The following is a 12913-nucleotide window of genomic DNA, read 5'->3' as shown; positions in this document are numbered from 1 at the left end:
CAGTGCGGCTAGCGGCGGGAACCCCCCGTGCATCGTCCTGGTCCCACTCGCCCCCAGACCTTAACGCGAGACTAACGGCGAGCCATATTCGGGTATTACGGGCTTCCGCCCTGTTGCTACCCGATCGGGCCGCGACCGCGCCGTCTGGCGGGTCGGTGGCCCGCCGTTCAGGGCTGGCGGAAGCAGCGGACGGCACCGGGGGCGAACCGCCGGGCGTACATCTCGTAGCCGAGCCGCTTGAGGGTGGCCTTGGCCTCAAGGTTGACCCAGTAGACGCAGATGGTAGTCACGTTCAGCCGTTCGATGGACGCTTTCACCTCCGCGTCGGGGGCGATCACCGTGCCGTCGGCGAACGCGGCCAACCGCTGCCGGTCGCGGACGAAGTCGGAGTTCTGGTCGTACTCGACGAGGTAGCCGTCGCGGGGCATGACGACCCGCAGCCGGCTGCTGACGATGGGCGCGACCCGCATCAACGTCGACGGGGCGAGCAGCAGGCCGGGCTCCCGGGGCAGCCCGTCGATCCACTGGACGATCTCCAGGCGCTGCTGCGGCAGCTTCCACAGCGGGCGCGGCGCCACCTCGACGAAGCTGTCCCTGCCCCACATCGGCACGCCGAAACTCGCGAAGCAGAAGATCATCGAGCTGGCGACGACGAGGCCGACCAGCCGGGACACCCACGGCAGTCGGGGCAGCCTGACGGTGCAGAGGATGCCGATCAGGCCGGGCAGGGCGAGGATCCAGGGCACCCGCCACAGCACCGCCGAGACGCCGCTGGCCTCGCCGAGCACCTCCAGCACGCCCGGCACGAACAGCAGGGTCATGGTCAGGGCCGCGCCGGCAGCGAGCAGGCGGGGCGCGCGCCCCCGGACGAGCAGGGGCGCCACCCACAGGGCGAGCCCGCCGATGACGCCGAGCACGCCCACCAGCAGCGTGCGACGGTAGGTGCCCTCGGCGTCGAAGAACTGGGTCTCGCCCCCGGCGCTGGCCACCGGCCCGAGCACCAGCCGGGACACCAGCACCCCACCGACCGGATAGGCCAGCGCGGCGACGCCCGCCGCCAACGCGGCCCCCCAGCGGCCCACCAGCAGCATCGCCAGGCACGCCGCGCCGACCAGGATCGGCAGGATGATCGCGGACGTCGTGGACAGCCCGGTCGCCACCACGGAGAGCGCGGCGATCAGGAACAGTTTCCACCTCGACCGGGACTCGAACCAGTCGGTCAGGTAGACCCACATGAGCGGGACCACCGCCGAGACGAACATGCCCTTGCCCTCGTAGAGCCGGGGCAGGTGGAAGGTGCCGAGCGAGGCGTCCGAGCCGACCACCAGGTAGAGGTACGCGAGGGCCACGACGAACGCCAGCACGGGCCGGCGGGGTGCCCAGCGGTGCACCAGCCGCCACAGGGCCAGCACCGCGAGCACGGCCAGGGCCGGCAGCAGCACGAACCAGGTGGCGTCGGCTGCGTGCAGGCCCAGGAACCGGGCGAGCGCGCCGGCGAAGACCTCGATCGAGGCCGTCGGCGGCTGGGTGCTCAGCGGGGTGGCCACGTTCTCGGTGAACAGGAAGTCCCGCACCGGGACGATGTCCCGCTCGGCCACCCACACCGACTTGCCGACGTAGAAGACGTCGTCCTTGCTGTTGCGGGCCATGTAGAGCGAGGAGACCGCGACCCCGGCCGAGACGAGCAGCACGAAGAGCGCCTGCCAGCCCGTGGCGGTCGGCTCCTGCGGATCGGTGCGGGCCAGCCACGCCCGGCGGGCCAGCAGCGCCGCGCCGACGGACGCGGCGAGCCCCAGGCCGGTCGGCACCCACCACGACGCGAGCCCCGCCATCCCGGCGGTGACGGCGGCGCCGACGCCGAGCCCGGCGGTGGCCACGCCGACGGCGAGCCACCACCAGCGCCACTTCCCGGTCGGCCCGGGGTCGGCCGGCGCGGCCGGCGGTGCCGGCACGGCGCGGCGACGCCGTACGGCGCGGACCACCCCGAGCACTCCGGCGAGGACGGCGAGCGCGGCGCAGCAGTAGAGCCAGCTCCGGAAGATCACCGACGGTCGCAGCTCGGCCGGGAACGCCGCGTGGTAGATCACCGTGAACAGCGCGAACGCCAACACGGCGGCGTCGGTGATCCGGCGCGGGAGAGCTCCGAAGGCGGCCCCGAACCGCCGGGTGAAGGGGAGCCGTACGGGCGCGGCCGGGGCGGCGGTGGCGCTCTCCGACGCGGGCCGCTCCTCGGCCGGGTCGGCGGGCTCGTCGCGCGCACCCGGATCGTCCTGCGGTGTCCCGGGCTGCGGTGTGACGGGCCGGTCGTCGGGGGTTTCCGGCTGGGTCTCGGGCGTGCCGGGTGGGTCCTGGGGCGTCTCGGGCTGGTCGTCCGGCGCGCGGGGCAGGTCCTCCGGCGCGCGCTGGTCCTCCACTGCCAGGGCGTCGTCTGCGACGTTCGGCACAGGGGATTCCTTGATCTCTGTCGAGTCGGAAGGCGGGCTGCGGGGCTCACCCTCGGCGGGCGGCCCCTCGGCGGGCGGCGACGGCCGGCCGGGCGCACGGTGGGCAAGCCTACCCGAACGCGCCCGGCGGCCGGGCTGGCGACACGACGCCGCCGGCCCGGGTCCTGCCGGTCAGCCGTGGTCGGCGAAGATCCGGCCGACTGCCCGGTGCGCCGGAAGGATCCGCCGCCGCTCGGCGTCGGCGTCGGCGGTGCCGGCGAGGATGTCCAGGAAGTGGTCGAGCTGGGCGGCCAACGGCTCCCGGTTGGAGACCAGCTCCGGCACCTCCATGATGCTCTGCTGCCGGTAGCCGCGGCCGTCGGGCGTCGCCGCGTCCAGCGACACGTGCCGGTAGATGGTGACGTCCCGGCGGATCAGGTCCGCCTCGATCAGGCGGTCCACCTCGCTGACGACCAGCGTCCGCACCTTCCGCTGGCCGATCCGGCTCGCCGAGACGTTGGCCAGCGCCGCGTCGCCGAAGGTCAGCAGGGCCTCGGCGACGTCCTCCGCGCCGGGCAGCGAGCCCGGGTGGAAATGGCCCAGCACCCCGCGTACGTCGGTCGGCTCCTGGCCGCCGAACGCCCCGATCGCCAGGTCGACGTCGTGGATCAGCAGGTCCCAGGCCACACCGGTGCGGATCCGCGGCGCGTACGGGGAGTGCCGGGTGACGGTGAGGTGCACCGGGTTGTCGACCAGGGCGAGCGCGGTGAGCACCGCCGGGTTGAACCGCTCCAGCAGCCCGCACAGCAGCGGGACCCCGCGTTTCTCGGCGGTGGCCACGACGTCCTCGGTCTCGTCGAGGCTGCCACAGACCGGCTTCTCGACCAGCAGCGGTTTGTCGGCGGCGAGCACCGCACCGGCGAGCTCGTGGTGGAACTCGGTGGGTGCGGCGATCACCACCGCGTCGATGCCGGACAGGTCCGACCCGTCGGGCACCCACTGCGCGCCGTACCGGTCGGCGACCTTGCGGCCGGCGGCCTCGCGGGGCTCGACGACCCGCACCAGCCGGGCCCGGTCGGACTGGGCGATGACCCGGGCGTGCAGGGAACCCATCACGCCCGTGCCGACGAGGGCGAAGCGCACCGGGGCGGTCACGCGCCCACCGCCTTGCGTACGGCCTCGACGATCCGGTCGACGTCGCCGTCGGCGAGGTGGTGGTGCACCGGCAGGGAGAGGCACTGCCGGGTCACCCGGTCGGTGACCGGGGCCGGGTCGGCGACCACCCGGGGGTGCTCCCGATAGCAGTCGTAGTCGTAGACCGCCTTCGGGTAGTAGATGCCGCAGCCCACGCCCTGCTCGCCCAGGCGGGCGGCCACCTCGTCCCGGCTGGCCGGCGCGGCGTCGGTGACCAGGACCGTGTACTGGTGCCAGACATGGGTTCGGCCCGGCAGCTCCGCCGGCAGGCGCAGCCCCGGCACGTCCGCCAGGCCGGCGTGCAGCCGGGCCGCGTTGTCCCTGCGGCGCGCGACGGTGCCGGCGTAGCCGGCCAGCTGCGGGATGCCGAGGGCGGCCTGCAGATCGGTGAGCCGGTAGTTGTGGCCGGCGACCTCGTACTGGTAGCGCTGGCGCATGCCCTGGTTGCGCAGCACCCGAAGCCGGTCGGCGAGGACGGCGTCGTCGGTGGTGATCATGCCGCCCTCGCCGGTGGTGAGGTTCTTGGTGGCGTACAGGGAGAAGGTGCCGAGGCCGAAGCTGCCGGCCCCCCGCCCGTCGACCGTCGCGCCGAGCGACTGCGCGGTGTCCTCGACCAGGCCCAGGCCATGCCGCTCGACCAGGGGCACGATCGCACCCATGTCGGCCGGCTGGCCATACAGGTGCACCGGCATGACGACCCTGGTGCGCGGGCCGATCGCGGCGGCGAGGGCCGCCGGGTCCAGGCAGAAGTCGTCCTCGCGGATGTCGGCGAACCGCGCGGTGGCACCGGCCTCGAGAATCGCGTTGAGGGTGGCGACGAACGTGAACGGGCTCGTGACGACCTCGTCGCCGGGCCGCAGATCGAGCACCTCCAGGGCGGCGACCAGCGCCGTCGTGCCGTTGTTGACCGCGACCGCGTGCTCCGCCCCGACCAGGTCGGCGAACTCGCGTTCCAGCCGGGCCACCATCGGACCCTGCGCCAGCACGCCGGAGCGGAGCACCTCCACCGCCAACTGTTCGGCCTTCTCGTCGAGTTTCACGACGGAAATGGGGATCACAGCGTTTCTCCTCGGGGGTCGGCGGAAGCGAGCACGGTAACAGCGGCGGACGCCGAAACGACGGGCGGTGGACGGGGTCGCGGTCCGGATTTCCGCGCGGGCGCGCCGGGCGAGTGGGGGCGCGCGGCCTGGGTTAGTGTAGTGCCCTGCTCGGCCCGTCCTCACTTTCCGCTACGGACGAAACGCGACGCGGAGGCACGTAGCGCATGATTCAGACCGCCACCAGGACGGACGTCGTCACCGCCGGTGCACCGGCTCCGACCGATGATTCCGGGGCCCCGGCGGGAGCCCTGAAGCGATGGTTGTCGCTGGGCGTCCGCGTCGCCGTCGCCGTCGCCATCGCCGCCGGGATGATCTGGAGCCTCGTCGACCAGTGGCCGCAGGTCCGGTCGACGTGGCTGGGCCTGGCCTGGCAATCGGTGCTGTTGTCCGTCCTCGCGGCGCTCGCCGGGATGGTGGCCAACACGATGGCCTGGCGGGCCGCCGTGCTCGACCTGGAGCACCGGGTGTCCGTGCCCGCCGCGCTCCGCATCTGCCTGGTGGGTCAGCTCGGCAAGTACATCCCCGGCAGCGTGTGGGCGTACGTGCTCCAGGTGGAACTGAGCCGGCGGGCCGGCCTGCCCCGGGCCCGCGCCTTCCTGGCCACCCTGGTCTCCGTGGGCCTCGGCGTGACGGCCGCGCTCGGCCTCGGCCTGCTGAGCCTACCGGCGCTGCGCGATGCGGCCGGCGGCGGCGACTCCACGTACGCCGACTCGGTGCGGGTCGCGCTGTGGATCGTGGCGGCGCTGTTCCCGGTCGCGCTGGTCTGCGCGGTGCCGCGGGTGCTCACCGCGCTGGTGCAGCTCGCCCTGCGGGTGCTGCGCCGCCCGCCGCTGGAGCACCGGCTCACCTGGCCGGGCGTGTCGCGGGTGATGGGCTGGAGCGCGCTGGGCTACGCCCTGTTCGGCGTGCACCTGTGGCTGCTGGCCAACGCCCAGGCCACCCCCGGGGTGGAGGGTCTGCTGCGCAGTGTCGGCTCGTTCGCCATCGCGATGACCGTCGGCATGTTCGCCTTCCTCTCCCCCTCCGGGCTGGGCGTGCGGGAGGCGGTGCTGGTCGCCGCGCTGGCCCCGTTCCTGGCCGGCAACGGCGGCGTCGGCGCGGCGATGGGCATCGCGCTGGCGTCCCGGCTCATCTTCACCATCGCCGACGTGCTCGCCGCCGGCCTCGCCGGCCTGTCCGGGGTACGCCAGCTCCGGCGGGGCGCTCCGCCGGAGGCGGCCACCGCCGCCGAGTAGCGCCCGCGTTCCGCCGCCCCCGGGCGGGCCGGTCAGCGGGTGACGACGCTGGTGATCCGGGTGAACTCGCGCATCAGGTCGTAGCCGTCCCAGGTGGCGGCGAAGCTCAGCGCGTCGCCGACCGGGACGATCCGGTCCACCCCGCGCCCGGCGAGCGCGCGGGCGAAGGCGACCAGCTCGTCTTCGGCGAAGCCGAAGTGGGTGACCGTCTGGTCGCGGCGCACCACCACCGGCGCGAGGTCGGCGAGGCTGTCGAGGCGGGCCTGCGGGAACGTGCCGACGCCGAGCCAGCGGCGCGGGATGTCGCCCGGCCCGGCCAGCTCCACCGTCGCCAGGTCGTTGCCGTCGAAGTGGATGGCCGTGGCCGCCCCCTCGATGGCCAGGCCGTAGGTGGCCACCCGCTTCTCCACCGCCATCGCGGCGTCCACCTCGGGCCGCTTGCCGTCGAGCACCGTACGCAGCCGGGCCAGCAGGTCCGCGCGGGCTTTCTCCGTGCTGGCCGGGTCGCCGACCCAGTAGACGGTGCGGGGCGAGGCGCAGGCCGCCTGGTCGAACCAGTACGAGTCGTTGTAGAGGCCGAGGGCGGCGGCGTCGCGGTCGGCCTCGGCGGCGGCGAGCCAGCCGGCCGCCCCGATCACCGTGAACGACGACCGGTCCGGGAAGGTCAGGTCCCGGGCGTGCGGGGCGAGCGGGTGCCGGCGGATCTCGCCGACCGACCGGTCGCCGCCCCAGATCACCCGCAGGTCCGCGGCGGCCGACAGCGCGGCGGTCACCGCGTCGTCGCGCCCGTACGTGACCATCCGCTGGGTCTGCCGGACCACCTCGTCGGCGTCGGCGAGCGTCTCGTCGAGCGCGTCGAGCACCGCGTCGGCGGCACCCGCCGACCGGGACGAGATCCGCACCACGTTGGCGTTGCCGGCCAGCGCGGACAGCGCCCACGAGTAGACGAAGATGGTGTCCACGTTGGCCGGCGGCACGTGGAAGACCAGCCCCCGGGGGAAGCGGAGCTGGCCGGGCTCGTCCGCGACCCGGACGAGGGACTTGGCGATCTCGCCCCGGCGCAGGAAGAAGCCGAGGGAGGCCAGCTCCGGGTGCCGCCGGGCGACCGCCGGGCGCAGCAGCCGCCGGGCGAACGCCACCAGGAACTCGACGATCCGCTCGTCGCCGACGGTCAGCGGGCCACCGGCAGGCACCGCGCGCAGCGCGGCGACCAGATCGTCGACGGCGGTCGCGCCGCCAGCCGGGAACCGCTCGACGACCTTGCCGCTCATGCCGCCGCCTCCGCGAACGTGTCGCTGCACCCGCGCGCCTCGGCGCGGGGCAGCCGGCCCAGGATGGAGAACCGCTTGCCGGGCCAGGCCCCGTCGTCGACGCCGTGCACGACGCCCCGGTCCTCGGTGAGCAGCAGGTGCCCCGGGTACGACCGGGGCATCGTGCTGACCACCTGCACCACGCCCGGGGTGCCCACGGGCACCTCCGCCCAGGTGTGCGGGTCGCGGACGATGACGTCGGCGAACTCGGGGCAGTAGAGCCCGCCGCCGTCCGGCCCCTCCAGGAACGTCGTGCCGATCTGCTCGACCATGCCGTAGAAGTTGTGGATGCGCCGCAGGCCCGTGTCGGCGGTGAAGCGGCGGCGGAACTCCGCGTTGTCGACCGCGCGGTCGACCAGCTTCTTCCAGCCGCCGCTGTGGATCAGGATGCCGTTGCTCAGGTCGAACCGGTGCTCGCGGGCCAGCTCGTAGAGGTAGAGCCAGGTCATGAACGTGAAGCCGAAGATGAGGAACGGCTGGTCGCCGTGGCGCTCCAGGAAGGCGCGCACCGCGTCGGGGTCGGGCCGCTCCTGCTCGTCGAGGACGAAAGTGTGGTCGCGGCCGAAGTTCATCAGGCCGAGCACCCCGGCGCCCCGGGCGGAGAACGACGTCCGGTTCTTGAACAGGGCCTTCGTGTCGACCAGCAGCATCGGCAGCCGCTTCGTGCCGATCACCGCGCTCAGCGTGGCCGACAGCATCTTCTGCTGCACGCCCGCCGCCTCCTTGTCCAGAAAGATGCGGCTCACGTCGCCGGTGGTGCCGGAGGAGGTGAGGACCTTGAAGACCTCGTCGTCGCCGATGCTCTTGAGGACGTGGTGCTTGAACAGCCGCACCGGCAGCCAGGGCAGGTCGGCGACGCGGTCGTACCGGCGGCCGGGCAGGTGGCCGAGGGAGGCGAGCAGGCGGGCGTACTCGGGGCTGCGGGCCCGGTGGTGCTCGGTCAGCTCGACCAACTCCGGCAGGAGCCGGGCCTCGCGGGCCGCCTGGTCGAGGGCGAACAGGGTCATACCAGCGCCTCCAGGGAGCGGTAATCGATCTTGCCGTTGGGCAGCTGCGGTAAGCGCTCGACGGTACGCACGTCGAAGCCGGACCGGTGCAGCCGCAGCCGCTCCGCCAGCCGCCCCGCCAGGGCCCGCGCGCCGTCGTCGGTGATGCCCTCGACGAAGACGACGACCCGGTCCGGCCCGGAGACGGCGACGACCGGCCCCTGGTCGCGGACCAGTTCCTCGATGTCGTGCAGGTTGACCCGGACGCCGAATATCTTGCCGAACCGCTTGAGCCGGCCGCGCAGCCACACGAACCCGTCGGCGTCGAGGTGGCCGAGGTCACCGGTGCGCAGCACCCCGCCCTGCTCGTCGCCGCGGGCCAGGTCGGCGGAGCTCTCCGCGTACCCCATCATCACGTTGGGGCCGCGGTAGACCAGCTCGCCGACCACGCCGGGACGGTCGGTCTCCGCGCCGTCGGGGCCGAGCACCGTGAACGATCCGCCGGGCAGGGCCGGGCCGACCGAGCCGACCCGGTCGGGCAGCGCGTCGGCCGGCAGGGTGCTCATCCGGGGCGCCGCCTCGGTGCAGCCCCACATGACGTAAAACCGGCCGCCCACGGCGGCGATCTTGGAGTGGAAGGCGAGGATCGTCTCGTCGCGCAGCTTGCCGCCGGCCTGGGTGAGGGTGCGCAGCGACGGATACTTCGCGGGGCTCCACCGGATCCGGTGCAGCATCTCGTAGTTGTACGGCACCCCGGCCAGCGACGTCGCGCCGTGCGCCGACACGGCCTGCCAGAACTCGCGGGCCAGCACGCCGCCGTCGACCACGAGGACCGTCGCGCCGGCCGCGAGGTGGCTGTTGAGCACGGACATGCCGAAGCTGTAGTAGAGCGGCAGGCTGGTCGGGGCGACCTCGTCCGGGCCGATGGCCAGCGCCCGCGCGATCGCCGTCGCATTGGACTCCACGGCGGCGCGGGAAAGCCGGACGAACTTCGGGTCGCCCGTCGAGCCGGAGGTGGCCAGCAGCACCGCCAGGTCGGGGTGCGGCTGGTCGGCGCAGGCCCGCTCGCGCACCCACACCGGGCCGATGACCTCGTCGTCGATCGCGCGGTAGTCCTTGGGCCGCTCGCCGGGATCGGCGCCCGCGCCGCCCTCGGCGAGGCCCACCACCGCGGCGGGCTCGAAGCGCCGGACGAAGTCCGCCAGCACCGCCGGGTCCAGCGCCGGGTCGAGCAGCGCCACCGGGCGCTGCGCGCGCAGCGCGCCCGCATAACGCAGCACCGCCGGCACCGAGGTGCCGCTGCGGGCGAAGACCGCCCCGGGCGGGAACCCGGCGTACGCGGCGGCGTGCCGGCCCACCTCGGCGGCGAGGCCCGCGCCGCCGAGGACGGTGCCGGTGGCGGCGTCGATCAGCCGGGCGCTCGGGGCGACCAGGTTCACGGGACGAGCCCTCCGTCGACGCCGAGGACCTGACCCGTCACGTAACGGGCCGCGTCGCCGGCGAGGAACCGGATCACGTCGGCCACCTCGTCGGCCTCGCCGAGCCGGCCGAGCGCGGCGGCCGCCGCCTGCCGGTCCAGCACCTGGGCTGGCAGCGACGCGGTGAGATCGGTGCGGATGACCCCGGGCGCGACGGCGTTGACCCGGATTCCCCGGCCGCCCAGTTCCCGCGCGGCGGAACGGGCCAGCGCGGCGACGGCGGCCTTGGACGCCGCGTACACCGACTGGCCGGCCGCCCCGTACGTCCCGACGACCGAGGCCAGCAGCACGATGGAGCCGCCCCGCCGCTCGGTGCCGTCGGCGCCCCGGCGCTTGCGGGCCATCGCCCGACCGGCGGCCTGCACGGCCGCGACCGCCCCGGCGACGTTGACGTCCAGGGTGCGGCGGACGTCGGCGGCGCGGAGCATGCCCAGCAGGCCGCTCTCCATGATCCCGGCGTTGGCGATCAGCACGTCCAGCCCGCCGTGCGCGGCGGCGACCTGCCTCACCGTGGCACCCACCGCGTCGAAGTCCGCGACGTCCAGGCCCAGGCCGTGCCCGCCGAACTCCTTGGCCACCGCCTCGGCCCGGCCGGCGTCGCGGCCGGTGACGACGACCGTGGCCCCCGCCTCGACGAGGGCGCGGGCGGTGGCGAGGCCGATGCCGCGGGTGCCGCCGGTGACCAGGGCGACCCGGCCGGTCAGCTCACTCATCGACGCCGAGGCCCCGCAGCATGTCGAGGGCGACCTTGAAGCTGCTCATGTCGATGACCTGTTCGGTGTCGAGCTGGACGTCGAACTCGTCCTCGATCGCGGCGACGAGGGTCATGTGGCCGAGGGAGTCCCACTGCTCGATGCCCCGGTAGGTGACGTTCTCCACGTCGGTGCCCTCGGGCAGTTCCAGGGCGTCGACGAAGACGCCGCACAGGCGGTCGGTGAGGCTCATGATCGTGCTTTCTCCGTAGCTTGCTGAGGGGTGGTCACTGCCCGTCGCGGCGCCGCGCGGGCGAGCCCCAGACGGGGGCCTCCCCACGCGCCTGCGCCTCGGCCCGCAGGGCGGCGTTTTCGGCGCGAACCCGCTCGGCCTCGGCCCTGAGGTACTCCTCGTCGTAGCGCTGGAAGACCCGCGCGGGGTTGCCCGACACCAGACTGTAGGCCGGGACATCTTTCGTCACGACAGACAGCGGGTTAACGGTGGCACAATCACCGATGGCGACGCCCATCATGATCACGCTGTTGCCGCCGATGAAGCAGCCCTTGCCGATCTTCACGGGCTTGCGCTCGATCAGGTCGCTGCCAGGGTGGTTCTCCAGCATCATGTTCGCCAGCCAGCTGGAGTGGGTGAACACCAGGCAGTTCAGCCCGATGCTGGTGTGGTCGCCGATCTCCAGGCCGCCGCTGGCGTCCAGGACGGTGTTCTCCCCGATCCAGCAGTGCTCGCCCATGACCAGGTTCTCCGGGCTGACGATCTTCGTCCGCTCCCGGATCCGGGTGGTCTCGGGCAGGCCGAGGTAGCGGGCCCGCTCGACGTCGTTGAGCAGCCCGCCGACGAAGTCGTCGAGGATACCGGTGCGCAACCGGCTGCTGCGCTCGTCGTCGGAGAAGACACTCATGCTCGTTCCTTCACCATCCGGTCGAACGCCGCCAGGTGCTGGCGGGTGACCACGTCCAGCGTGAAGTGGGAGTAGACCAGCTCGCGCTGGCGCTTGGCGATCCACTCCCGCTCCTCCGGGTCGTCGATCAGCCGGATCACGGCATCCGCGAGGTCGGCCGGGTCGTCCGGCCGGGCCAGCACGAAGTTCTCCCAGTTACGCAGGTACACGGCCGGGAAGTTCGTCTCGGTCACCGTGCCGATCGTCGCCCGGCCGGCGGCCATCGCCTCGAGGCTGGCGGTGCCGAACCCGCCGCCCTGCAGGTCGTGGGCCACCACGTCGGCGGCGGCGAAGTAGGCTGGCACCTCGGCCGACGGGACGACTCCGGTGCTGATCACGGCGTCGGCGACGCCGAGCTCCGCGGCCCGCTTGGCGTACGCGTCGTAGTAGACCCGGCCGATGACCAGCACCCGGGTGCCGGGGTGCTTGTCCAGGATGGTCGGCAGCGCCTCGACCAGGGCGATCCGGTCACGCAGCGGAATCACGTGCCCCAGCGAGACGATCAGCGGCGCGTCACCGATGCCGTGCCGGGCGCGCACGTCCAGCTCCGGGGTGCCGTCGAAGCGGCTGGGCTCGACCGCGACCGGAATGTACTCGAACTCGGCCGTGGTCGCGCCGTAACGCTGCGCGCAGTAGCGGGCGGCCAACTCGTCCATGATGACGTAGCGGGGGTGGAACCGGCGGATGAGCGGCCTGACGAGGAACCGGTCCAGCAGCCGGAACAGGGCCGCGTACTTCGGGTCCGGGCTCTCCAGGCGGGTGTGGATGGACAGCAGCACCGGGGTCCGGTGGCGGCGCGCGTACTGGCCGGAGATCCAGCTGAGGTCGAAGAACTGGCCGTGCTGGTGGATGACGTCGGGGGCGAACTCGGTCAGCAGCCGGGACACCCGGCGCAGGTTGCCGGGCCGGGCCAGGGCGAAGGCCATGTCGAAGTCGATGGAGAGGCCGAGCTTCGGCATCGGCATCGCGGGCAGTCGGACCACCCGGTAACCGTCCCGCTCCTCCTCGGCCGGCGCGCCCCGGTAGGCGGCCGTCAACACCAGCACCTCGTGACCGGCGGCGGCGTAACGTTCCGCCAGCGCCGCAGAGAGGTGGGAGCTTCCGCCGGGACGGGGCGGGAAGAAGTTGTTGACGACCGCGATCCGCACAGCGGGGGCTCCTGTCGAGGTCGGTGTGGGGGCGGGGGGGGTGAGAGCCGGATGGCTCACCGATGGAGCGTACGGGCGGTCGGGGACGGACGCCGGGAGGCGACGCCCGCCCCGGCCGCGTCAGGCCACCTCGACCTTGATCAGATCGGTCATCCCGTCCTCGACCGCGATGGTCGGCTCCCAGCCCAGCACCTCGCGGGCCCGGGTGATGTCCGCCGCCCGGCGGCTGACCAGCACCTCACGCGGGTTGAACTGCGGCGCCACGTCCACCCCGACGGCCTTGATGAGGATCTCGGCGAGCGTGGCCACCGAGGTGTCGATGCCGGTGCCGATGTTGACCGGCACGTTGCCCCGCTCGGCCTCCAGCGCGGCGACCACCGAGCGGGCG

The 12913-nt window shown here is 73.5% G+C and carries 11 protein-coding genes and 1 pseudogene; 1 reads left to right on the top strand and 11 read right to left on the bottom strand.

Going from position 1 to position 12913, the window contains the following annotated elements:
• Positions 1-167: 167 nt before the first annotated feature.
• The 3 genes from ACFT41_RS12110 to ACFT41_RS12100 form a co-directional block, all read right to left on the bottom strand.
• Positions 168-2444 carry a DUF6077 domain-containing protein gene (locus tag ACFT41_RS12110; RefSeq protein ID WP_377583501.1) on the bottom strand — a complete coding sequence of 759 codons (2277 nt, stop codon included), beginning with the start codon at positions 2442-2444 and terminating at the stop codon, positions 168-170.
• Between the two features lie 171 nt (positions 2445-2615).
• Positions 2616-3578: a Gfo/Idh/MocA family protein gene (locus ACFT41_RS12105; protein WP_377583503.1), complete on the bottom strand. Its 963-nt coding sequence runs from the start codon at positions 3576-3578 to the stop codon at positions 2616-2618.
• A complete protein-coding gene (locus tag ACFT41_RS12100; RefSeq protein ID WP_377583505.1) occupies positions 3575-4675 on the bottom strand; it encodes a DegT/DnrJ/EryC1/StrS family aminotransferase in 1101 nt (366 codons plus the stop codon). Before ACFT41_RS12100 ends, ACFT41_RS12105 begins: the two co-directional genes overlap by 4 nt.
• 206 nt (positions 4676-4881) lie before the next feature.
• Between ACFT41_RS12100 and ACFT41_RS12095 the strand changes: the two genes are divergently transcribed.
• Positions 4882-5952 carry a lysylphosphatidylglycerol synthase domain-containing protein gene (locus tag ACFT41_RS12095; protein WP_377583507.1) on the top strand — a complete coding sequence of 357 codons (1071 nt, stop codon included), beginning with the start codon at positions 4882-4884 and terminating at the stop codon, positions 5950-5952.
• A 32-nt stretch (positions 5953-5984) separates the two neighbouring features.
• Here ACFT41_RS12095 and ACFT41_RS12090 read toward each other — a convergent pair whose 3' ends face one another.
• The 8 genes and pseudogenes from ACFT41_RS12090 to ACFT41_RS12055 all read right to left on the bottom strand — a co-directional run.
• Positions 5985-7223, bottom strand: coding sequence for an acyl-CoA reductase (locus ACFT41_RS12090; protein WP_377583509.1), 1239 nt, complete (start codon positions 7221-7223; stop codon positions 5985-5987).
• Positions 7220-8269, bottom strand: a complete 1050-nt coding sequence (locus ACFT41_RS12085; protein ID WP_377583511.1) for an acyl-protein synthetase — start codon at positions 8267-8269, stop codon at positions 7220-7222. Before ACFT41_RS12085 ends, ACFT41_RS12090 begins: the two co-directional genes overlap by 4 nt.
• Complete coding sequence (locus ACFT41_RS12080; RefSeq protein WP_377583513.1) at positions 8266-9687, bottom strand: AMP-binding protein; 1422 nt, start codon at positions 9685-9687, stop codon at positions 8266-8268. Before ACFT41_RS12080 ends, ACFT41_RS12085 begins: the two co-directional genes overlap by 4 nt.
• Positions 9684-10439, bottom strand: coding sequence for an SDR family NAD(P)-dependent oxidoreductase (locus ACFT41_RS12075; RefSeq protein WP_377583515.1), 756 nt, complete (start codon positions 10437-10439; stop codon positions 9684-9686). Before ACFT41_RS12075 ends, ACFT41_RS12080 begins: the two co-directional genes overlap by 4 nt.
• Positions 10432-10671, bottom strand: coding sequence for an acyl carrier protein (locus ACFT41_RS12070; RefSeq protein ID WP_377583517.1), 240 nt, complete (start codon positions 10669-10671; stop codon positions 10432-10434). Before ACFT41_RS12070 ends, ACFT41_RS12075 begins: the two co-directional genes overlap by 8 nt.
• A gap of 34 nt (positions 10672-10705) precedes the next feature.
• On the bottom strand, positions 10706-11338 hold the full coding sequence (locus tag ACFT41_RS12065; protein WP_377583519.1) for an acyltransferase: 633 nt from the start codon (positions 11336-11338) through the stop codon (positions 10706-10708).
• Positions 11335-12525: a glycosyltransferase family 4 protein gene (locus ACFT41_RS12060; RefSeq protein ID WP_377583521.1), complete on the bottom strand. Its 1191-nt coding sequence runs from the start codon at positions 12523-12525 to the stop codon at positions 11335-11337. Before ACFT41_RS12060 ends, ACFT41_RS12065 begins: the two co-directional genes overlap by 4 nt.
• Positions 12526-12645: 120 nt before the next feature.
• Positions 12646-12913 (bottom strand): annotated as a pseudogene (locus ACFT41_RS12055) (UDP-glucose 4-epimerase); the annotation flags it as partial.

It is taken from the genome of Micromonospora sp. NPDC057141 (assembly GCF_042670805.1).
Lineage (GTDB): Bacteria > Actinomycetota > Actinomycetes > Mycobacteriales > Micromonosporaceae > Micromonospora.
This window is presented reverse-complemented; position numbering and strand designations above follow the sequence as displayed.